Source organism: Rhizobium sp. USDA 4016 (genome assembly GCF_056279705.1).
On sequence record NZ_JBWCCY010000004.1, the window covers coordinates 2,683,002 to 2,704,357 of the forward strand.

25 protein-coding genes are annotated in these 21,356 nt (G+C 60.1%); 19 read left to right on the top strand and 6 right to left on the bottom strand.

The window, feature by feature from the left end:
* Positions 1-101: 101 nt before the first annotated feature.
* Together ACZ9DP_RS28895 and ACZ9DP_RS28900 are read right to left on the bottom strand one after the other, a co-directional pair.
* Positions 102-1,091, bottom strand: a complete 990-nt coding sequence (locus tag ACZ9DP_RS28895; RefSeq protein WP_476204325.1) for a hypothetical protein — start codon at positions 1,089-1,091, stop codon at positions 102-104.
* 244 nt (positions 1,092-1,335) lie between these two features.
* Positions 1,336-1,932 (bottom strand): hypothetical protein, encoded by a 597-nt coding sequence (locus tag ACZ9DP_RS28900; protein WP_476204326.1) that lies wholly within the window; start codon positions 1,930-1,932, stop codon positions 1,336-1,338.
* Positions 1,933-2,514: 582 nt separating this feature from the next.
* Between ACZ9DP_RS28900 and ACZ9DP_RS28905 the strand changes: the two genes are divergently transcribed.
* The 9 genes from ACZ9DP_RS28905 to ACZ9DP_RS28945 all read left to right on the top strand — a co-directional run bounded on the left by ACZ9DP_RS28905 (position 2,515) and on the right by ACZ9DP_RS28945 (position 6,773).
* On the top strand, positions 2,515-3,258 hold the full coding sequence (locus ACZ9DP_RS28905) for a LexA family transcriptional regulator (protein WP_476204327.1): 744 nt from the start codon (positions 2,515-2,517) through the stop codon (positions 3,256-3,258).
* A 99-nt stretch (positions 3,259-3,357) separates the two neighbouring features.
* Positions 3,358-3,561, top strand: a complete 204-nt coding sequence (locus tag ACZ9DP_RS28910; protein WP_476204328.1) for a hypothetical protein — start codon at positions 3,358-3,360, stop codon at positions 3,559-3,561.
* A complete protein-coding gene (locus tag ACZ9DP_RS28915; protein ID WP_476204329.1) occupies positions 3,561-3,908 on the top strand; it encodes a hypothetical protein in 348 nt (115 codons plus the stop codon). The genes ACZ9DP_RS28910 and ACZ9DP_RS28915 overlap by 1 nt, the downstream gene beginning before the upstream one ends.
* Entirely contained in the window at positions 3,905-4,099 is a 195-nt protein-coding gene (locus tag ACZ9DP_RS28920) for a hypothetical protein (protein ID WP_476204330.1), read from the top strand. The genes ACZ9DP_RS28915 and ACZ9DP_RS28920 overlap by 4 nt, the downstream gene beginning before the upstream one ends.
* A gap of 149 nt (positions 4,100-4,248) precedes the next feature.
* On the top strand, positions 4,249-4,467 hold the full coding sequence (locus tag ACZ9DP_RS28925; RefSeq protein WP_476204331.1) for a DUF7666 domain-containing protein: 219 nt from the start codon (positions 4,249-4,251) through the stop codon (positions 4,465-4,467).
* Between the two features lies 1 nt (position 4,468).
* Positions 4,469-4,753 carry a hypothetical protein gene (locus ACZ9DP_RS28930; RefSeq protein ID WP_476204332.1) on the top strand — a complete coding sequence of 95 codons (285 nt, stop codon included), beginning with the start codon at positions 4,469-4,471 and terminating at the stop codon, positions 4,751-4,753.
* Positions 4,754-4,788: 35 nt separating this feature from the next.
* Positions 4,789-5,058: a hypothetical protein gene (locus ACZ9DP_RS28935; protein ID WP_476204333.1), complete on the top strand. Its 270-nt coding sequence runs from the start codon at positions 4,789-4,791 to the stop codon at positions 5,056-5,058.
* Complete coding sequence (locus ACZ9DP_RS28940; RefSeq protein WP_476204334.1) at positions 5,055-5,207, top strand: hypothetical protein; 153 nt, start codon at positions 5,055-5,057, stop codon at positions 5,205-5,207. The genes ACZ9DP_RS28935 and ACZ9DP_RS28940 overlap by 4 nt, the downstream gene beginning before the upstream one ends.
* A 474-nt stretch (positions 5,208-5,681) precedes the next feature.
* A complete protein-coding gene (locus tag ACZ9DP_RS28945) occupies positions 5,682-6,773 on the top strand; it encodes a tyrosine-type recombinase/integrase (RefSeq protein WP_476204335.1) in 1,092 nt (363 codons plus the stop codon).
* A 118-nt stretch (positions 6,774-6,891) separates the two neighbouring features.
* On the opposite strand, the gene ACZ9DP_RS28950 is transcribed toward ACZ9DP_RS28945, so the two are convergent.
* A complete protein-coding gene (locus ACZ9DP_RS28950) occupies positions 6,892-8,109 on the bottom strand; it encodes an NAD(P)/FAD-dependent oxidoreductase (protein ID WP_074067142.1) in 1,218 nt (405 codons plus the stop codon).
* An 85-nt stretch (positions 8,110-8,194) separates the two neighbouring features.
* Positions 8,195-9,310 carry a Gfo/Idh/MocA family protein gene (locus tag ACZ9DP_RS28955; RefSeq protein ID WP_476204336.1) on the bottom strand — a complete coding sequence of 372 codons (1,116 nt, stop codon included), beginning with the start codon at positions 9,308-9,310 and terminating at the stop codon, positions 8,195-8,197.
* A 209-nt stretch (positions 9,311-9,519) separates the two neighbouring features.
* Here ACZ9DP_RS28955 and ACZ9DP_RS28960 point away from each other — a divergent pair, with 209 nt between their 5' ends.
* The 8 genes from ACZ9DP_RS28960 (at position 9,520) to ACZ9DP_RS28995 (ending at position 17,514) form a co-directional block, all read left to right on the top strand.
* Positions 9,520-10,392 (top strand): MurR/RpiR family transcriptional regulator, encoded by an 873-nt coding sequence (locus ACZ9DP_RS28960; RefSeq protein ID WP_074067140.1) that lies wholly within the window; start codon positions 9,520-9,522, stop codon positions 10,390-10,392.
* Between the two features lie 92 nt (positions 10,393-10,484).
* Positions 10,485-12,419, top strand: coding sequence for a bifunctional 5-dehydro-2-deoxygluconokinase/5-dehydro-2-deoxyphosphogluconate aldolase (locus tag ACZ9DP_RS28965; protein ID WP_476204337.1), 1,935 nt, complete (start codon positions 10,485-10,487; stop codon positions 12,417-12,419).
* Between the two features lie 24 nt (positions 12,420-12,443).
* Positions 12,444-14,288 (top strand): 3D-(3,5/4)-trihydroxycyclohexane-1,2-dione acylhydrolase (decyclizing), encoded by a 1,845-nt coding sequence (iolD, locus tag ACZ9DP_RS28970; protein ID WP_476204338.1) that lies wholly within the window; start codon positions 12,444-12,446, stop codon positions 14,286-14,288.
* Between the two features lie 21 nt (positions 14,289-14,309).
* Complete coding sequence (gene iolE / locus ACZ9DP_RS28975) at positions 14,310-15,209, top strand: myo-inosose-2 dehydratase (RefSeq protein WP_074067137.1); 900 nt, start codon at positions 14,310-14,312, stop codon at positions 15,207-15,209.
* A 47-nt stretch (positions 15,210-15,256) separates the two neighbouring features.
* Positions 15,257-16,054: a 5-deoxy-glucuronate isomerase gene (iolB, locus tag ACZ9DP_RS28980; RefSeq protein ID WP_476204339.1), complete on the top strand. Its 798-nt coding sequence runs from the start codon at positions 15,257-15,259 to the stop codon at positions 16,052-16,054.
* A 91-nt stretch (positions 16,055-16,145) separates the two neighbouring features.
* Complete coding sequence (locus tag ACZ9DP_RS28985; RefSeq protein ID WP_074067135.1) at positions 16,146-16,358, top strand: DUF1127 domain-containing protein; 213 nt, start codon at positions 16,146-16,148, stop codon at positions 16,356-16,358.
* Positions 16,359-16,419: 61 nt separating this feature from the next.
* On the top strand, positions 16,420-17,250 hold the full coding sequence (locus tag ACZ9DP_RS28990; protein WP_476204340.1) for a helix-turn-helix transcriptional regulator: 831 nt from the start codon (positions 16,420-16,422) through the stop codon (positions 17,248-17,250).
* Positions 17,251-17,352: 102 nt separating this feature from the next.
* The gene (locus tag ACZ9DP_RS28995; protein ID WP_194729306.1) at positions 17,353-17,514 is read left to right on the top strand and encodes a hypothetical protein; all 162 of its coding nucleotides are present in this window, start codon (positions 17,353-17,355) and stop codon (positions 17,512-17,514) included.
* Between the two features lie 20 nt (positions 17,515-17,534).
* Here the strand turns inward: ACZ9DP_RS28995 and ACZ9DP_RS29000 are convergent, their stop codons facing one another.
* A complete protein-coding gene (locus ACZ9DP_RS29000; protein ID WP_476204342.1) occupies positions 17,535-17,969 on the bottom strand; it encodes a glyoxalase superfamily protein in 435 nt (144 codons plus the stop codon).
* A gap of 338 nt (positions 17,970-18,307) precedes the next feature.
* Here ACZ9DP_RS29000 and ACZ9DP_RS29005 point away from each other — a divergent pair, with 338 nt between their 5' ends.
* On the top strand, positions 18,308-18,658 hold the full coding sequence (locus ACZ9DP_RS29005; RefSeq protein ID WP_074067133.1) for a hypothetical protein: 351 nt from the start codon (positions 18,308-18,310) through the stop codon (positions 18,656-18,658).
* 276 nt (positions 18,659-18,934) lie between these two features.
* Positions 18,935-19,801 carry a LysR family transcriptional regulator gene (locus tag ACZ9DP_RS29010; protein ID WP_476204343.1) on the top strand — a complete coding sequence of 289 codons (867 nt, stop codon included), beginning with the start codon at positions 18,935-18,937 and terminating at the stop codon, positions 19,799-19,801.
* Positions 19,802-19,886: 85 nt separating this feature from the next.
* On the opposite strand, the gene ltrA is transcribed toward ACZ9DP_RS29010, so the two are convergent.
* On the bottom strand, positions 19,887-21,182 hold the full coding sequence (ltrA, locus tag ACZ9DP_RS29015) for a group II intron reverse transcriptase/maturase (protein ID WP_476204344.1): 1,296 nt from the start codon (positions 21,180-21,182) through the stop codon (positions 19,887-19,889).
* Positions 21,183-21,356: the final 174 nt, after the last annotated feature.

Below are 21,356 nucleotides of genomic sequence, written 5' to 3' on the forward strand. Positions count from 1 at the left end.
CGGCACCTGGGCTTTAGATTCTTCCTTGGCCGATCAGCAAAAGATTAGTGGGGCGGCGAGATGTTTCTGGTTTCCGTCCCGATCGTGGCCGCCCCACAGCGTCAGCCCATAGACCGACGCCATTCAGAATAAAGCATCCGCAGCAGCCGCTTCTCGGTGTATCGCTTGGCGCGGTTCGCTGCGTGCAACGTGTAGCTGTCCTTGCCCGTCTTGCTTTCTTTGATCGCCGCGCCGCATTTGTGCGGCAATCGCTCCGCCTCATATCGCGCCCGCTCGGCGAACACGCACTGCAGTTCGGTGTATTCTGGATTGGCGCGAACGTCTTCGCCAAAGACGGGGCGGAACTTCCCCATGGAGAGGATCAGGCTGTTGCCAACGTTCCACATGACCGACCGGCGCGTCTTGCTGTATCCCTCAACGATCCAGTCGTCCGCCGTAGCGCCCTTGCCTGGCGCTCCTTGTCGGTGGCCGTTCAAAACTGCCAGCCCCATGCGCTTCCATAGCGCAGAAACGGACTTGAAGTCGCCAACGGAGTAGAACTCGCCGGTTTCTTTGCCGTAGCCGCTTGCCTCACCGATGATGCAGGCCAGAGAGAGATCGCCGAGGCCCTTGACCGACTTGGCCCACTGGTAGATCGGCAATCCCTTCACGGCCTTTACGAGATGTTTTTCGTATTCCGCTTGCTGCTTGTCGAGGACTTCTAGCGCCGCTATGTATGGCGAAAGCATGCCGCGCAACTCGTGCGTCTCGTCCTTCGTTGCATCTGACCACGCCGACGCAGCCTGCTCTTTGTCGCCGTCAAAAAGGCGCCTAAGGCTGGCCTGCCCTTGAAGAATGAGTTTGGTGCGTGCGCGGATCATGTCTTGGCGAAGACGGTAGAAATAGAGGACGGTGCTGATTGTCTCGTGGTGGCGGGTTGCGGTAGTGAAAGGCTCCTGACACGGCGTTACTGTGTTGGTCTTGGTGCGGTCGGTGGCCGCATCAGGAATGGGTGCGCCAGCGGCGTTAACTGGATGGTGATCTTGGGTCTTCTGGCCGCTGGCTGTCTCGATTGCCGCGCAAAGTGCTGCTGGCGAAATTGTCATGTTCATCTGGTGGTCTCCTCTGGGTTTCGGTGTGGTGACTGCCGGGCAACTTCATATTGGGTTGCGCTGTTCTGATGGCCCTGCAGCGCGCGCCGTCAGGGTTGCGAAACTACCTCGGCACCGACAAGCAAAAGGGTAGCAGATCGGCGAAGCGTCCTTGGACATCGTCGTAGTCATGGCCGATCTGCAAAATATTGGGCGGCGAGAGGTACATGGGTTTTTTGCTGCATCGCTGGCCGCCCACCGACGTTCACACGTCGGAACTGAATGCATCATCCTTCATGCGCTCTATGTCCCTCAGGCCAAGCGACTGGTGGATTGGCTGGCCGTCCTTTGCGCTGGCGATGATTTTCTCGAGCCAGCGAGCCGTGCGGACCATCGTTGCACCCTGACCAAGGTAGTGCGCCGCGACTGGCCTTAGTTCTTCAGGTGTGGCCTTGCCGAGAATTATATCCTGGCCGCCGAATTTGAATGGTGTGAGGTAGATGCCGGTGAGCGTAACTGCGAAGCGCTTGAACGCTGCGTTACTGGCGGCTACTGATGCCGCGCTCTGTGGCGTGAACTTGGCTGGCGCATCGTTGGCGACTTCAGCCGATGGCACGGTGACCGCGCCGATATCCTGACCGCGCATGGCGGCCGATCTGTCATTCCGCATCCGCTCGTTGATGACAACGCTAGCTGCGATACGGAAAGCTTCTTCATGCAAGGAGGGCCGCTTGCGGATTTCTAGCAGCATCGCCTTCTCTGCAATTTGCGTATTTCGCTCAGCGTCATCATAAATGCGCTGCGCCGCAGACTGCAGGCTTTCGTTTCTGGCGCCGGTGGCGCGTCTGCTGTGAAAGTTCATTTCGTCTCCTCTGGTGATTGGCCCTCTGCGGCGCTGCCTGTATGGGTTCTCAATATTCCGATGGACGCAGTGGGCTATGGTATTGGGAACGGCAGCGTCGCTCATTTGGGTTTCGCTGATCTTGTGGCCGCCGTTCTCAAAAGGTTGTGGGATGCGATCGATTGTTGGTTGTCGTTTAGTTGTTGGCTCCCCACACCAAAACTCCTTTTTGGTCTAGGGAGCGAAGCCGCCCCTACTCATTACATTGGGGCGGCGGCGGCCCTCTTGCGGGCCATGCGTGTCTTCTTCTGTAGTACGCCCTGACGTCTCGTATTCTTCTTCTGTCGGTATGCGTATTGCTGGACTGAAATCTTCTTCTTGGGGTTGTTGCTTCATTGTCCATATTCTCGCCTCTCCTCTTGTTAGTGCCCTCATTGGGGCCTTGCATTTTGTTTTGGTTAGGCCTTTAAACGGCCTGCGCTTTTTTGCGTCTTGTTCCGTTTACAAGCATATGATTGCCATGACTCAATCAGTTGTGCAAGTGCTTTCTATTGCTAAAATTGTTCAATTGTGCTAAACAATTGATAACAAGGGGATTTTTTTATGAGCAAATTGACGGAAAAGCTGAAAGAGCAATCAAAAGCCACAGGCGTGACGCAGGCCGACATCGCTCGCGAGCTCAACATCACGCAACAGGCGGTTAACAACCTGTTTAACGGGCGCGCTGCGTCGTCGACGTATTGGCGAGAGATCGCCAGGATGCTGAAGATCGACGAGCAGGAAATGCGCGAGCTCATGAAGGACGCTGGCCGCGACCCAGAAAAGAACACGAAGCTGCCGCCGTCCGTTGTGCAGGGGCTCAAGGAGATATCGTCGATGCGTTCATTTATGGAGCCGGAGCCGCCCAATGCGCGAATGATGGAAGTCTTGCCCGTAACCAAGCCTGGCCGAATGCTTCCGGTACTGGGCGAAGCGGCCGGAGGCTCAGAAGGCGAGTACATATTCAATGGGCAGATTCAGGATTATGTCGCCTGCCCTCCGTCGCTGGTGAATGTCCCAAATGCATACAGCGTTTGGGTCGACGGCGAATCGATGGTTCCGCGCTACCGACCAGGCGAGACCGTTTTCGTCCATCCCGGCAGGCCAGCACGGCGTGGCGATGACGTCATCGTGCAGATAAAGCCGCGCGAAGATGGCGATCCGCCGCACGGCTATATAAAGGAATTCATCGGCTGGAGCGGCAACAAGCTTGTGCTACAGCAATACAATCCGCACAAGAAGCTTGAGTTCGATAAGGACGACGTTGTGAGCGTCCATCCGATCGTGCTTTCGGGCAAGTACGCCTGATACAATTTGCTTACACAATCATGTTGACACGCTTATAATAATCACTTATAAATCTCCTCACCGCACACCTAACCACGCGGCACCACTGAGGAGATTGCAATGCTTGATAGAAGAATTATCGATGATGAGTACGTTCTTGGCGGGGCGCCAGTTGGCTGTGCCGCTGGAAGTGCCGAGCCCTTCCGCAAGCCTGACCATAAAGCCAAACGCCATCCGAAGCCGCGCAATGTAGATTGCCGCGGTCGTTTTGCGTTGCGCCACCAGAAGCCTGGCCGCTTGCTGGCTGAGATGGAGGCGGAGTGATGGGCGTCGTTCCTGAACTGAAGTGGTCGTGGACATACGGCACGCGCGAATCTGCTCACACGCCGTTTGGCAGCTACTACGTGGAGCGGGACGGTTCCAGCTTCCGCTGGGGCTACTGCTTTGACGAATATCACGACGAAGACAACTTCGGCTGCGACAGCATGGAAGAAGGAAAGGCTGCCGCTCAAAAGGATTGGGCTGATCGCACAGACGAGATGTTCGCAGAGGCCGTCGAGCCCATCCTGACCGGCATCCGCACCATCGCCAACTATCTCGACACCGGCCTTGTCGTGTCGGCGCGCGCCGCGGTCGACGAACTCCTTGCGAAGCATGGGGGCGCAGCATGAACGCGCACCTCTCCACCGAAACCATCCTGCCGGACGATTACACGATCTACGCCGACTACGTCTATCTCGTCGACGGCAAGGTGGTGGTGAGCGACTACCACGGCATCACGGCGCGCGAATTCAAGCTCCGGCTTGGAGCCAAGGAGATTCGCCGCTGCGATTTCGCCGCCCGCATGAGCGAGGCTGCGTGATGACCGACGGCTTCACACTCCGCGACTTCATCAAAGACCTGATCGGCGCGCTTTCGGGATGCGCCTTCGTGGCCGCCGTTTCGATATGGCTGCCGTACGTCGTGCAGCACCAGTAACCACCACACCACACCAAGAGGAGATTTTAAAACATGGCAAAGAGAGCCACGAGTGCGCCTGCAATCGACACTACCGAGACGGTCACCGAGATGACCACCTACAAGGGTTTCGGCAAAGACTGGAAGTGCCGAGACTATCAGTATGAGATTGGCAAGTCTTACGAGCACAGTGGCGGCGTCGTTCGCTGCGCAGGCGGTGGGTTTCTCTCCTGCGAATGCCCTTCGCCTGTCGGCAATGAGAAGGAGGGCTGAGATGGATATCGTTGAACGCATCCTTGGCCGCATCCACGCCGAGTTTGATGACGAGTGCCACTTGTCTGCAGACGAGGCGCGTGAAGCCATCACCCTCATCACCGACCTCCGAGCACGTTGCGCGTCTCTGGAAGCGGAGAAAGGCAGGCTGTCAGGCGCTGTCGACTTTGTCGCGCGTTGGTCCTGGCGAGAAGATCCTCAGAACGCTTCCCGAAAACTAACCGACGAGGAGCGTCTGTCGGCAATCAAGTGGCATCCGACTATCCGCGCCTCCTACCGCAAGTAACCACCAACCACCAACCACCACAGAAGGAGACCCGCATGCAGAAACAGCAGCAGAAACCAAGACAACCCAACAAACAGCCCGCCGCGCCGCCGCCGTACAACGGCACAGGAACCGAAGTCGTCGACAACCTCGACGCCACAATCCCAGCAAGCCGCTTGCTTGCCGTAGCCGCGTGGCACGAGCGCGACCACTTCGGCCGCGAACGCACGGCAAGCCGCCATCGGAAGATCTCCGCCAAGCTGCGACAGGTTGCGGCAGAAGCGGCAAACGATAACGACAACGCACCACGGCAGGTGACAGCATGAGCGCGGCGCACGGAATTAAGAACGCAGTCCCGATTTCGGGGCTGCTCTGGATCCTGATTATCCTGGCTTCCGTGGCGCTTGTCGGATGTCAGAGTTACCAGCCGATGGGCGAGGGGTTGGAAGGTGGCGTTCGGGAGGTGTTGCGGTAATGGCATACGGCGACTACGACGGCCCGAACAAGCCAGACAAGGGACAAGAAGGCGGCTCCTGCAACAGAACGCGATGCCAGGCGGCACCGGCACGCTGGTTTAACCACGGCTCTTACTCTTGGTATTGCGACTCCTGCCGCAATCAGATCGAGTTCGACGGTTTTAACTTGCGCGATTGGCGGCTGAATTATCATCCTCGGCTCAAGCATCCGATGTTCGAAACGCGCGAAATGATGAACGCGCGAAAGGTCGAGGCATGACCCACCAACCAGCAAACGACAACGGCGATATCCTTGAAACCCTCTTGACTCCAGAAGAGGTCGCCAGACGAATCACGGCATCGAGCGGCGTCAATATGACAGCTCGGACTGTATGGGAGAAGGCGCGCCGCGTTGGCGTGTCTCTTAAGATTGGGAGATCAATGCTGATCTCGTCGACAGACATCCCGTCCCTTCTGCAAGAGGAAAACAGGAAATGGCCAAAGTCTTCAAACGAGGAAAGGTCTACTACTACACAGTCACCATCGATGGGCGTCAGCACCGAAAAAGCACTGGCTTTAATTCGAAAAAGCAAGCGCAAGAATATGCGGACGAGAGGGTAGCTCAGCTTAAACTGGCGAACCTTCGCGGCCATGATGTAGACATGACGGTCGCCGACGCGGCCGTCAAATACATGGCTGATGGGAAGGACGCCCGCTTCCTAGAGAAAATCGTCGAGAAGTGGGGCGCAGTTAAAATCCGCACCATAAAACCGGCGTGGGTCCGCGAGCACGCAAAAGACCTGTATCCTAACGCGGTGCCGTCGACGCTCAACCGGCAGGTAATCACGCCGCTTCAGGCTATCATCAATCACGCCTACCAGGCCGAAGACGGACGGCAGATCAAGATTGACAAGTTCGACGTCGGGACCGTCAAGAAGAAAAAGGCGATCGATGCGGCATGGCATGAGAAGTTCGCTGAGCATGCGCTTTCGTTCGGCATGGCCGCTATGGCCCGCTTCATGTGGGAGACAGCGGCAAGGATCAGCGAAGCTTGTCGCGTGATGCCGGAGGACGTTGATCTGGTGGCAAGGACCGTCGCGCTTACCAAGACAAAGACAGACCCGCGAGTGGCAATTATTTCGCAGACGATGGCCGACATGCTGGCCGAGCTTATGAGCCAGCCTCGCATCCCCAATCGGTCGAACAAGAGGAAGATAAACGGCGTGTTTGGCTACGCTAGCCGTCACGCGGTCTACAACGGCTGGAAGACGGCGTGCAACCGTGCCGGGATTTCATACGCACCGCCGCACTCATCTGGCCGTGTTTCGTTCGCCACAGAATTGGTAGTCCGAAAGGGCGTAGATCCGGTCACGGCGGCCAAACTTGGAGGCTGGGCCAGCCCAAAAGTGATGATGGATACCTATGCAAAAGCCGACGCTGGTCACGACCTAGTAGATTCCATCTTTGGCGCAGGCGTTGAAAACAAAGCACAAAATAGTGCCAAGTCGGAAGCCGAAGCTACTACTTCTGAAAACAGCAATGAAAACAATAACTTACAGGGGAATTTTTCTAAGGCTCGCCCTTAGCAGGGGAGCGCCTTCGACCACTCGGCCACCTCTCCGGTGGGAGCCCTGATAGAGTCATTCGGCAGGTGAAGCAAGCGCTTTTTCGGCTTCCACCCGGGAAGAAAACAATGCTGTGATCTTAAGCCAGCAACTGCTTGAGATCGGCGGCCGCGTCTGCCAGCACGGCCTTGTCGGGATTGATTTTTGTTTCCAGCAGCTTCTTGCCCGTCACATAGGCCTTTGCGTCATTGATCGCGTCGACGGCGATGAACTGGCCGTTCCTGAAATACCAGACGGAATGCGCGCCTTCGCGGGCGCCGGGGCGCAAAAGGGTTTCGTCGTAGCCGAGGTTGAAGCCGGCGATCTGCAGCTTCACGTCATACTGATCGGACCAGAACCACGGCTTCGGGTCATAGGGCGCGTCGCCGCCGGCGATGACCGCAGCGACGGCTTCAGCCTGGTCGACGGCGTTCTGCACCGATTCGAGTCTTATCCGCCCATCCTGCCAGGGCTGCACGGCGCAATCGCCGGCGGCAAAGATCGACGTGTCCGAGGTGCGGGCGAATTCGTTGACGAGGATGCCGTTCGCAACGTCAAGACCGGCCTCCTTGGCCAGTTGATCGTTCGGCACGACGCCGATGCCGACGATGGCGAAATCGATCTCGATCACCGAGCCGTCAGAGAGCTCAGCGCCGCAAACATGCCCATCCCTGCCGACGAGACGCTTAAGGCCGGTCTTTTCGCGGATCACGACATCATGGCTCTCGTGGATCGCGCGGATGATATCGGCCGTTTCCTTGGCGGCAACGCGCTGGAGAATGCGGTCGGCCATTTCGATGACGGTCACTTCGAGGCCGCGATAGCGCGCAACGGCTGCCGCTTCGAGACCGATATAACCGCCGCCTATAATAAGGACGCGCCGGCCGGGCCGCATCTCGTTGGCGAGAAGGTCTGCATCGCGCTTGTCGCGGGCGACATAGACGCCGTCGAGGTCGCCGCCGACGGCTGCCGGCAGCCTGCGCGGCGCCGAACCCGTGGTCAGCGCCAGCGTGCCGTAGTCAAGGATCGAGCCGTCCTGCAGCGCGACCTGTTTCTTGTCGCGGTCGATCTGCTCGACCCAGGTCGCGAGGCGGATTTCGACATTATTGTCCGGATACCAGTGCTCGGGGCGGAACAGCAGGCGGTCGAAGGTCATCTCGCCGAGCAGGTATTTCTTCGAAAGCGGCGGCCGCTGGTAGGGCAGAACGTCCTCGGCGCCGATAATGGTGATTGGGCGGGTGTCGTGCAGCGCGCGCAGCTTTGCTGCCATCGCGAAGCCCGCCTGCCCCGCACCGATGATTACCAGTCTGTCCGTCACGATCCCACTCCCAGAAGCAGCGTTATTATAGAGGCGAGACGTAGCCCCCGCCCTTGGCGCCGTCAACAGGAAGCGATCTTGCCCGTCAGCCGATCTCGATCCAGCGGCGCTCGTTGAATGACTGTGCCATGGCATGCACCGACCTCTCTATCCTGAGACCGTCTTCGAACGTGACCAAGGACGACGGCTGACCGGAAATGGCGCGGATCAGCTCGCGGCATTCGATGATCTTCAGGTCGTTGAAGCTAAGGCCATGGCCAGGCGCGGGAATGAAGCGGTCATAAGGCTGGTGGGCGGGCGCTGCGAGGATCTTGCGGAAGCCCTGCTCGGTGCCGCGGCCTTCGGCTTGATAGAGCTCGAATTCGTTCATGCGTTCCTGATCGTAGGCGATCGATCCTTTCGATCCAAAAATCTGCAGTGCGATGCGGCCCTTGCGGCCCCAGGCGGCACGGTTTGCCATCAGTACGGCGGAGATGCCGCCGCCAAGACGCATCAGGACGTTTGCGCCATCGTGATTCTCGACCGCACGGCGACCGCCTTCCATGAGCGGACGGTCGGCATAAGGTTTCACCATGTCGGTAATGACCGCTTCGACGTGCCCGAAGAGATACCAAAGCAGCGAGAGCGGATGCACGGCGAAATCGTCAAGCGCGCCGTAACCGGAAGACAGTTCACTCTTCCAATAGAAGGGGCCCTCCGGATCCGCCATGAAATCCTCATCCATCTCGACGCGGATGTGGTTGACAGCGCCGATCGCAGCCTCACCGATCAGCGTCTTGATGTGCCGCATAACCGGGTTCTGGATATAGTTGTATCCAAGAACGGCTACCTTGCCGGAAGCCCTCGCCGCTTTCAGCATGTGCTCCGCATCGGCATAGGCGGGAGCCATCGGCTTTTCGCACCACACATGCTTTCCGGCCTCGAGCGCCGCAATTGCCATTTCGGCATGGAACTGGTTCGGTGTGGTAACGGAGACGACATCGACGTCCGGATCGGCAATCAGCGCTTTCCAGTCGGCCGTCGCCTTTTCGAAGCCGAATTCGGCGGCGCGCGATTTCGCGAGGTCTGCGTTGGCTTCGGCGAGATGCACGAGCCTTGGACGCTCGACATCGCCGAAGACAGCCTTCACCGCATTCCAGGCCAGCGCGTGGCACTTGCCCATATAACCGGTGCCGATCAAACCGATGCCGAGTGGGTTCATTTTCCGTACTCTTCTCCATGTCCGCGGTGATTTTTGGAATATTTGGACCGTTTTGACAAGGCGGCACGGATGCGTCATTTGCGTCAGGCGATGTCGAATATTGTTCAGAACCCTTGATTTCGAGGGAATTAAAAACCGTTAGGATCGAAAAGCGAAATCATTTATGCTTTTGAATATGGAATATTTGTTTCATCCTATGGACCGCCTGCATGGATAACGACACCAAGAGATTTGTGCGCGTGCCCCGCGATTTCGAAAGCCTGCGCAGCACGATCATCGAGCGCAAGGCAAGCATGCCGAAGCGGTTGGCCCAGGTCGCCGCCTTTGCGCTCGGCAACCCGGACGAGATTGCCTTCGGCACGACGGCGAGCATCGCGGTGGCTTCGGACGTCCAGCCGTCGACGCTGGTGCGGCTCGCCCGTCACCTCGGCTATGAAGGCTTCTCCGATCTCCAGAGTATTTTCCGCGAGCGGCTGCGCGACCGGACGCTGAGCTACGAGGAGCGCCTCGCCACGCTGGAGCGATCCGAAGGTGACGAAGATGCCAATCTGCTTTCAGGGTTCATCGCCGCGGCCACCCAATCCATCAACCGCATGGCGGCGACCGTCGAGACGGAGACCTTCACCAGGGCCGTCGATATCCTGGCGGCGGCAGACACCATATATCTTATAGCGAAACGCCGCTCCTATCCGCTTACGGCGCATATGACATATGCCCTTTCGAAACTTGGCATCCGCCACCAGATCGTCGCTTCGCCGAATGGGGTCGATCCGGAGATGGTGCAGTTCGCAACGCCGAAGGATGCGGCGATCGCCGCCAGCTTCTCGCCCTACGCTGCCGACAGCCTCAGCCAGGCTGAAGGGTTGGCCGATCGCGGCGTGCCGGTCGTCGCGATAACCGATTCGGCTTTCTCGCCGCTTGCGGCCCGCGCCGCCTGCTGGTTCGAGGTTGCCGAAGCTGACTTTGCCGGCTTCCGCTCGCTTTCCGCCTCCATGGCGCTGGTGATGGCGCTGCCGGTGGCGATCGCCGAGCGCCGGCGCAAACTTCACCATCCCAAAACCGCAAAAGAGAAAATGGAATAAATATTCCGAATTGACAAGAACTCGGAACCAATGTTTCATTACTCAAAATCTGCAGGCGGCAAGGTCCTGCAGGAATCTAGCGGGAGGACATCATGGCACATTCGAATCCGGGTCTGCAGCCCGAGCCGTCTCTTGATGTAATCACCATCGGCCGCTCTTCCGTCGATCTCTATGGCCAGCAGATCGGTTCGCGGCTGGAGGATATCGGCTCGTTCGCCAAATCCGTCGGCGGCTGCCCTGCCAATATCGCCATCGGCACGGCGCGCCTCGGCCTCAAGTCCGGCCTGATCACCCGCGTCGGCAACGAACAGATGGGCCGCTTCATCATCGAGCAGTCGGCGCGCGAAGGTGTGGAAACCAAGGGTATCCGGACAGACAACGAACGGCTGACGGCACTCGTGCTGCTTGCGGTGGAAGCAGAAGGCGTTTCGCCGATGATCTTCTATCGCTCGGACTGCGCCGACATGGCGCTCGACGAAGGCGATATCGACGAGGACTTCATCCAGTCGTCACGCGCGGTTCTCGTGTCCGGCACACATTTCTCGCGACCGAACACTGAGGCTGCGCAGCGAAAGGCGATCCGGATCGCCAAGGCCAATGGCCGCAAGGTGATCTTCGACATCGACTACCGGCCGAATCTCTGGGGGCTTGCCGGCCATGCCGAAGGCTTCGAGCGCTATGTGAAGTCCGACCGCGTCTCTTCGAAGATGAAGGAGACGCTGCCGGGTTGCGATCTCATCGTCGGCACCGAGGAGGAAATCCTGATCGCCTCCGGCGCGGATGACGTGCTCGGCGCGCTCAAGGAAATCCGCCGCCTCTCGCCGGCAACGATCGTGCTGAAGCGCGGCGCGATGGGCTGCATCGTCTACGACGGACCGATTGCCGACGATCTGGAAGCAGGCATCATCGGCCAGGGCTTCCCGATCGAGGTCTTCAACGTGCTCGGCGCCGGCGACGCCTTCATGTCCGGCTTCCTGCGCGGCTGGCTGAAGGACGAGCCGCTGAAGACCTGCGCCACCTGGGCCAATGCATGCGGCGCCTTTGCCGTCTCCCGCCTGCTCTGCTCGCCGGAATATCCGACCTGGGCGGAGCTCGATTTCTTCCTGAAGAACGGTAGCGAGCACCGCGCGCTACGCAAGGACGAGGCGATCAACCACATTCACTGGGCTTCGACGCGCAAGGGCGATATTCCGCTGCTGATGGCGCTCGCCATCGACCATCGGTCGCAACTCACCAGCGTTTGCGACGAGTTGGGCGTCGACTACAAGAAGATCGTCGCCTTCAAGCGGCTGGCCGTCGAAGCGGCAGCGCGCGTTGCCGGCGGCCGCGACGGCTACGGCATGCTGATCGACGAGCGGTTCGGCCGTGACGCCTTCTTCGATGCGGCGAGCAAGAATTTCTCTTGGATCGGACGGCCGGTCGAATTGCCGGGCTCGAAGCCACTGCGCTTCGAGTTCAGCCAGGATATCGGCTCGCAGCTTGTCGAATGGCCGCTCGACCACTGCATCAAGTGCCTGTGCTTCTATCATCCAGATGATCCGACCGATCTAAAGAGCAAGCAGCAGGAGAAGCTGCGCACACTCTTCGAGGCCGCGCGCAAGGTCGGCCGCGAACTGCTGGTGGAAATCATCGCCAGCAAGAACGGCCCGCTGACCGACGACACGATCTCGACGGCGATGGAAGAGCTTTACGCGCTCGGTATCAAGCCGGACTGGTGGAAGCTGGAGCCGCAGGCCTCGACGGCTGCCTGGAGGAAGATCGACGCCGTGATCGCCAAGAACGATCCGTGGTGCCGCGGTATCGTGCTGCTCGGGCTGGAGGCGCCGGCCGAAGAGCTCGTGAAGGGCTTCGAGGCAACGCTTGCCGCCCCTTCGGTAAAAGGCTTTGCCGTCGGCCGCACCATCTTTGCCGATGCGGCGCGCGCCTGGCTCTCCGGCAATATGACTGACGAGGAAGCAATCGCCGACATGGCCGGACGCTTCCGCCGACTGACCGAGGCCTGGTTGAAAACCCGCGGCCTGCATTAATTAAGAGCATTTGGGAGGTGCCCGATGGGCAAGACGATCCGATTGACGATGGCGCAGGCGGTTGCGCATTTCCTGAAGAAGCAGATGACTGTCGTCGACGGCAAGAAGGTGCCGATCTTCGGTGGCGTCTGGGCGATCTTCGGCCACGGCAATGTCGCCGGCATCGGCGAAGCGCTCTATCAGGTGCGCGGCGAGCTGCCGACCTATCGCGCACATAACGAACAGGGCATGGCGCATGCGGCGATCGCCTATGCAAAGGCAAGCTTCCGCCAGCGGTTCATGGCCTGCACGACCTCGATCGGCCCCGGCGCATTGAATATGGTGACGGCGGCCGGCGTCGCACATGTCAACCGCATCCCGGTGCTCTTCCTGCCGGGCGATGTCTTCGCCAACCGCGCGCCCGATCCGGTGCTGCAGCAGATCGAGGACTGGGGCGACGGCACGGTTTCGGCCAACGACGCCTTTCGCGCGGTCTCGCGCTACTTCGACCGCATTACCCGCCCCGAGCAGATCATCACGGCGCTGAAGCGCGCCATGCAGGTCTTGACCGATCCGCTGGACTGCGGCCCGGTGACGCTTTCCCTCTGCCAGGACGTCCAGGCGGAAGCCTTCGACTATCCGGAGAGCCTCTTCGAAGAAAAGGTCTGGACGATCCGCCGTCCGCAGCCGGACGCCGATGAACTGGCCTCTGCGATCACGCTGATCAAATCCGCCGAAAAGCCGGTGATCATCTCCGGCGGCGGCGTGCTCTATTCACAGGCGACGCAGGAACTTAAAGCCTTCGTCGAGGCCCACGGCATTCCCGTCGTCGTCAGCCAGGCCGGCAAATCCTCGATCGACGAGCGCCACCCTCTGGCGCTTGGCTCCGTCGGCGTCACCGGCACTTCGGCTGCCAACGCCATTGCCGAGGAAACCGATCTCATCATCGCCATCGGCACCCGCTGCCAGGACTTCACGACCGGCTCCTGGGCGCTGTTCAAGAACGACAAGCTGAAGATCCTCGGCCTCAACATCGCCGCCTACGATGCCTACAAGCATGACGGTCAGCCGCTGATCGCCGACGCCCGCGAAGGCCTGAAGGCGCTGTCGAAAGGGCTTGGCGGCTGGAAGGCACCGGCGGCACTCACGGAAAGGGCGACGAAGGAAAAGAACGTCTGGATGGATGCTGCCAACAAGGCGATGGCTTCCACCAATGCCGCCCTGCCCTCGGATGCGCAGGTGATCGGCGCGGTGACGCGCTCGATCGAACTGGAAAAGGCGATCGGCCTTTGCGCCGCAGGCGGCCTGCCGGGCGAGATGCACAAGCTGTGGCCAGCAACAGCCCCCGGCAGCTACCACATGGAATACGGCTTCTCCTGCATGGGTTACGAGGTCGCCGGCGGCCTCGGCACCAAGATGGCGAACCCCGATAAGGAGGTCTTCGTTCTCGTCGGTGACGGCTCCTATATGATGCTGAACTCCGAGCTCGCAACCTCGGTGATGATGGGCATCAAGGTGAACGTCGTCCTGCTCGACAACCGCGGCTACGGCTGCATCAACCGCCTGCAGATGGAAACGGGCGGTGCGAACTTCAACAACCTGCTGAAGGACTCCTACCACCAGGTGATGCCGGAAATCGACTTCCGGGCGCATGCCGAGAGCATGGGCGCCATCGCGGTCAAGGTTTCTTCGATTGCCGAACTGGAGAGGGCGATTGCCGATTCGAAGAAGAACGACCGTACCTCGGTCTTCGTCATCGATACCGACCCGCTGATCACGACAGAAGCCGGCGGTCACTGGTGGGATGTCGCCGTTCCTGAGGTCAGCCCGCGCGAACAGGTCAACAAGGCGCGCAAGAACTATGTCGAAGCGCGCAAGCATCAACGCTAAATCACATATCCGGAGACAATGATGATCCGCTACGGGACCAACCCCATCGCCTGGAGCAATGACGACGACCGCACGATCGGCGCGCATTTGACGCTCGAGGACTGCCTCAGCGATTGCGAGAAGATCGGCTTCGACGGCATCGAGAAGGGCCACAAGATGCCGTCCGACGGCCACGAACTGAAGAAAGTGCTCGCCGCGCACAAGCTCGTCTTCGTATCCGGCTGGCACTCGCTGAACCTGCTCGACCACAGTGTCGAGGACGAGAAACAAGCGATCCAGCCGCATCTCGACATGCTCAAGGCCAATGATTGCAAGGTGTGCATCGTCTGCGAAACGTCGAACGCCATCCACGGCAACGACAGCAAAGCTCTCGCCGACAAGCCGGCTCTCGCCGACGATCAGTGGAAGAAGTTCGGCGCCGATATCGAGGCGATCGCGCAATATTGCGCGGATCAGGGGATCGATCTCGTCTATCATCACCATATGGGCACGGTCGTGCAGACAGGCGCCGAGATCGACAAGCTGATGGACAATACCGGACCGGCAACGAAGCTGCTGCTCGACACGGGACATGCCTGGTTCGGCGGCAGCGATCCCGCGGACGTCGCGAAGAAGTACATGCACCGCGTCCGCCATATCCACGCGAAGAACGTCCGCCCAAAAATCCGCAATCAGGTCGAGGGTGACAAGCTCTCCTTCCTCGAAGGGGTGCGCCGCGGCGTCTTTACGGTCCCCGGCGACAAGGAGGGCGGCGTCGATTTCCTGCCGGTCCTTAGGGTCGCCGCCGAACACGGTTACGAGGGCTGGCTGGTTATCGAAGCCGAGCAGGACCCGCTCAAGCGCAATCCGTTCGAGTATCAGTCGATGGGGCTGAAGGCACTGAAAGGTTTTGCGAAGGAAGCTGGGTTGGACAAGGGCTGAGTTGACTGCCGGAGCCAGGCCCCCACAGCTTACAAGGAGAAACCACCATGCCCAATCTCAAGGTCAAGCCGAACGGCACGAACGGCCGCGTCACCCATGTCACGCCGGAGAATGCCGGCTGGACCTATGTGGGCTTCGACCTCCACCGGCTGAAGCCGGGCGAAACTGCGTCCGGCGAGACCGGCGACCGCGAGGTCTGCCTCGTCTGGGTGAGCGGCAAGGGCAAGGCGAAGGCCGGTACCAAGGAATTCGGTACGCTCGGCGAGCGCATGAGCCCCTTTGCGGGCAGCCCGCATGCGCTTTATATCCCGATGGAATCGACCTGGTCGGTGACGGCCGAGACCGATCTGGAACTCGCCGTCTGCTCAGGCCCGGGCGGCGGCACCTACGAGGCGAAGGCCATCCCGCCGGGCACGCATCCGGCACTCACGCGCGGCAAGGGCACGAATGTCCGCTACGTCAACAACATCATGCCGGAGGACGACAGCTCGGCGCATTCGTTGCTGGTCGTCGAAGTCATCACGCCGGGCGGCCATACGTCTTCCTATCCGCCGCACAAGCACGACCAGGACAACCTGCCGAACGAAAGCTTCCTCGAAGAGACCTATTACCACCGCCTGAACCCGCCCCAGGGCTTCGGCTTCCAGCGCGTCTACACCGATGACCGCTCGCTGGACGAGGTGATGGTGCTGGAAGACGGCGACGTGACGCTGGTGCCGAAGGGCTACCACCCCTGTGCCGCCTGCCACGGCTACGACCTTTACTATCTCAACGTCATGGCCGGTCCGAAGCGCATCTGGAAGTTCCACAATGCGCCCGAGCACGAATGGCTGCTGAAGGCGTAGCGCCGCCTTCGATCGCTAAATAATCTGACAGCGCGAAAGCCGCGCAGGTGGTTCACTGCCTCCATCCAATCAGAAAGGATGGAGGATCACCATGCGCAGCTCAAGCTTCATCCCGTCCCGACGGTTCCGTTCCTCGCATGCGATGCAGGCGTGGCTGCTTGCAATCCTCATCGCGCCAGCGCGCTGGATGGCCGAACGGCGCAATCGCAACGCCCTGCTCGAGCTTTCAGACGACCAGCTCAAGGATATCGGTCTTTCGCGCGGCCAGACCGAAAGCGACGTCCATGTCTATTCACGCTACTGAGGTGTGATACCGTGCAAACAGGCCGGCCCCGTATCGCCGCCTATCGGACCTGGAAGACTCGATGCCGCAGATATCAACCGCCCTGCTCTTGAAGACGAAGACCGTGACGATTCGTGACATCGTCTGCAGTGGGGAGTGCCGTCACAAGAGCGGCGAGGAATGCGCCCACAGGACAAGCCTCGTCTACCCCTATCGCGGCGTCTTCATGCGCCATGCCGGCCGCAACGATGCGGTGGCCGAAGCCAACCAGATGCTGTTCTTCAATGCCGGCCAGGGTTACCGGATCAGCCATCCGGTCGAAGGCGGCGATGCCTGCATCGATCTGGCGATCGACGAATCCGTCCTTGCAGAGCTTGCGCCGAAGGAGCAGGTGCAGGCAGGCGAACTCCTCTCCTTCCGCCGCCAGCGCCGCCGGATCGATCCGCGCGCTCAGGCGCTGGTTGCGCTGCTGCGCCATGGCCTGCACCGGAAAGCAGCCGAGCCGCTTGAGGCCGAGACACTGGCGCTGACACTCGTGCGGCGCTCGCTCGGCGAGCGCACCTCGCATGCCGCAGGCGCCAGCGCCGGACGGCAGAAGCTGGTCGACCGGGCAAAGCTCGTGCTCTCTTCAGATCTCGCGCGCCGCTGGACCCTGGCCGAGATCGCCAAGGAAGTCGGCGTCTCGCCCGTCTATCTCACCCAGGTTTTCCAGCAGGTGGAAGCGACGCCGCTCTATCGCTATCAACTGCGGCTGCGCCTTGCCCGCGCCCTTCATCTTCTTGGAAAATACGAGGATCTCACCGCGCTCGGCCTCGATCTGGGCTTCTCGAGCCACAGCCACTTCAGTGCCTCCTTCAAGCAGGCCTTCGGCCAGACGCCCGCCGAATTTCAACGCTTGGCGCGACTGAGGTGAAGCGCAGGGCCGATCGCTAAAGATTTCGACAGCGCCGATGCCCCTCCTGGTGATCTTATGATCCTGTCCCGGTCGCGGGACGATCAACCGGAGGATCATCCGATGAAGAAGACCACATGCGCTGCCTGCGACTGCGAACTCGGTCCCGAGGCGATCAGCGTCAAACTCGGCGGCAAGACCGTCGAGGTCTGCTGCGAAGAATGCGCCGCAGCGCTGAAGGAGGCCGACGCCGCTGCAACCGCAGCGACGACCGGCAAGAACTAAGGTCAGGACCTCTGCCGCGGCTAGATATCGAGTACCAGATGCGGCTGGCCGTTCGATGTCTTCCGCGGCGAGACGCCGTTCGTGTCAATCTGCGCGTCGATGCGCTGCCGGAACGCGGAGAAGCTCTCGAAGGTCACGACATCCACCGGTTCATCGAAATGGATGGTGATCTTGTGAAGCCCACCGCCGGTCTCTGCGAGTGCCAGAACCTTGCCGGTAAACGGCTGGTTCAGGTAGCGGCCGCGCACGTGCGAGCCGACGGAGAGCGCGGCGATGGGAACGGCGTTCGGCTTCGTTGCGAGAGCCGAAAGCGTATTCCAATCGCGCACGCCGTGTTGCTGGGCAATGAGTTCGAGCGCGGCACTGTGCGAAATCGCAGTACCGCGTGTTTCCATCGCCTGGCGAAGCCGCTTTGCCTGCGCCTTCAGTTCATCGCTGGTAAGATAGGTCGTCATGTGCTGAGCCTTTCGGAAGGCATGCCATTTTGACTGCAAAGGGGAGCTCGCATTGCCGTCGGTCAGCATGCACCAATTGGCTGCGACGTGAACTTCGAGGACTTCACCATGGACTTTCATCCGCGAGCGGCCGGCGCCTCGAACCGGCGCTTGATATGGGCGAAGCGGCCGGCTCTGTCAAGAATTGCCCCAGAATGGACCGCCCGGCTCTTCCGCCATTGCCGAAATCAAGGGTTTTTTCGTCCAGCTACGCATAAGGCTCAAATTCTATTGATCCGGTTCAGTACCTGTCAGCATTCATGCGTTACCTTTCAATCGTACAACGAGCGGAGGCTGAAATGGCCTTTCAGACGCACCTCAACGACGACAGTAACGAGCGGGAGAAATCCTACCGGGATTTCTCGCTCGACCGGCCCGGCAAGATCATTTTCGTCGGCCATCACCTCAGCACCGGCACGCAGGTCCGCTGCCTGATCCGCACCATCAATCTCGCCGGCGCCGTCCTCGAAGTGAGCCCGACGCTCGAGGTTCCGAACCATTTCTTCCTGGAAATCCTCGGCATCCGCGACGAGATCGGTTCGACGGTCGTCAAACGCGAAGGCGAGCTTGTGACGATCAGCTTCAACATGCTGATCAATGCCGAATTCCTGCACCATGTGCTGCGCCTGAGCTTCGAAGCGGACGTCTGACGCGCCTTGCTGCCCAGTCGGGAGGGCGGGCACTGTCGCGCGCGGCAAACCACACGATCAACGGCAGGAGCCACCGCAGGCCGTCCCATTCTGGCCCGTCGAGCGGGTCTGCCAGGGGATCGCGGCGGCGGCTTCTGTTTCTTGTCTCCAGCTCGTTCCAGAGAACAGCCCAGTTGAGAAGCATTGTCAGGTTCTCCATCTATCTGTTGGAGCACTTGAACTAGGCCTTCGCCGCAGCCGAATGTAGAGCCTGCGGAAGAAAGGGGGTTTTCAAAAATGAAAGACGCGAACTGGGACGATCTTCAACTCTTCTTCCATGTTGCGACCGCCGGAGGACTGTCGGCGGCTGCGTCAAAGACCGGCCTCAGCGCGCCGACGATCGGCCGGCGCATGCTGGCGCTCGAGCGTGCTACGGGCCGCGCGCTCTTCACACGTGGGCCAACCGGCTATCTTCTGGCAAAGGACGGCACGGCGCTTCTGGAGCGCGTGCGCCTGATGCAGGAGGCCGCGCAGTCGATCTCCGACTGGCGTGGCGAAGTGCTGACCCTGCCGATCGTTTCGACGGCTGCCGACAGCTGGACGTCGCGTTTCATCGCCGACCACTTGGCAAGAATCTGGACGCCGAAAGACCGGTTCCGCATGTGCTACAAGACCTGCGACGCGGGCGTCGATTTCACCTATCGCGAAGCGCATATCGCCATCCGGCACAGCCGTCCGGAAAACGGCAATATCGCGATCCGGCGTTCGGTAACGGTAGCGCACGCCGCCTACCAGGCGGCAAGCTTCGACGATGACAACCGCAACTGGATTTCGCTGGGCACCGACATCGCGATCACACCGGCGGACAAATGGACCTTCGAGCAGCCGGACTATTGGATCACCGGCTGGACGAACACGCCACATATGCTCTTCCACCTGATCCGCGGCGGCGCCGGCCGCGGCGTGCTGCCATGTTTCATAGGCGATGCTGAGCCCGGCCTGACGCGCGCCGGACCGATCATCGAGCCGCTCACCTTTGACATGTGGATCACGGCGCATGACGACGAGCGCCAGCGTCCGGAGGTGCGCACGGTCATCGACAGGCTTGCGGCGCTTTTCGGCGAGAGCGAGGATTTGTTTGCAGGGCGAAAGAGCGGTGGTTAATCGGCATAGGGGACGGCGATTAAGCCGTACCCCTGCCACACCACCCGGCATGCGGGTCCGCACCGGGCGGTTCGAGAAGTTGAGGTCATGCAAGTCGGGGGAAGCCGAGGGCGTCGAAGTGTCCAACCGTCAGGACGCGGCTCAGCCCAGCTTCGCTATGCCTCCACCAATGTCCCGTGCCTCCGGCTATGAGTGCCGCCAACTCATGGTTAGCTCCGAGGCTGCGGAGACGGCTATAGACCGTGGTTCCTTTGCCCCATTGCTTGAGCTGGATGGCCCGAAGGCGGTGGCGTATCCACGAGTCCAGATTTTTGAATATTTGCGGCGTCTGTGCCAGTTGGAAGTAGGACTTCCAGCCTGGGAGATATTTCCGCATCTGTTCGGCGATCTGGTCCATGCTTCGGCCACTGACGCGTTTGGTGATGATCCTGATACGCTGCTTGAACGTGTCGAGTGCCTTTGGAGCCACGGCTATCTTGACGGTGTTCCCGCTCCATCGCCTAAGGCAATAGCCAAGGAATTTACGCCCGAATACCGGGCCCACTTCGGTCTTCGTCTCATTCACGCGGAGATGCAGTTTCTCGTACATCTTCCACATCCAGCATAGCACGCGCTCACCCGCCCGCTGAGTGCGAACGTAAACGTTGCAGTCATCGGCATACCGGGCAAAACGGTGGCCACGCTGTTGCAGCGCCTGATCTACTTCATCCAGCAGCACGTTAGCTAACAGCGGAGACAGAGGACCACCCTGCGGTGTCCCTTCGTCACGCGCCATCACCACGCCATCCGACATGATCCCTGCCTGCAAGTAGCGCCGAATTAGCCGCAACACGGCCTTGTCGGCGATCCTCTTCGCAAGTCGGTCCATAAGGATGTCGTGATTGACCCTGTCAAAGAACTTCTCGAGGTCAACGTCGACTACCACTCGGTAACCTTCCTGCGCATATCGCTGTGCTTGTCGCACTGCTTGATGCGCACTTCGTCCGGGTCGGAAGCCGTAGCTGAATTCTGAGAAAGTCGGGTCGATTAGCGGCTGTAGGATTTGTAGCAACGCTTGTTGGATAAGCCTGTCTGTGACTGTCGGGATGCCTAATTCCCTGACGCCGCCTGTCGGCTTCGGAATTTCCACGCGACGAACAGCCCTTGGCTGATAGGTCCCGTTCAGTAGTTCCGTGCGTATTTGCGGCCATTGGGTTTTGAGGTATTCGACAGTCTGCTCGATGGTTAGTCCATCCACGCCTGCGCTTCCCTTATTGGCCTTGACGCGTTTCCACGCCTCAACCATGTTCTCGCGCGAGAGAGCCTGTTGAAGTAGGTTCTCTCGCCCTAAGCCTTCTGATGCATGGCTCGCCGACAGTGCTTCGTCACGCAACGCGGTCACGGAGGCTTCACCTACGCTCCCCGCGGTACGCCCGGACTTCCCGGCTTCTGACGCAATGCCTTATCAAGAGTCATGACCTCTTGGCTTTCCTTCTCGTTTGGCCCTTCGTCGGAAATCCGACTACTACGGCCTCTGCTGACTACTCGCTCCGGTTCATCACCGTCGGCCTTTCAG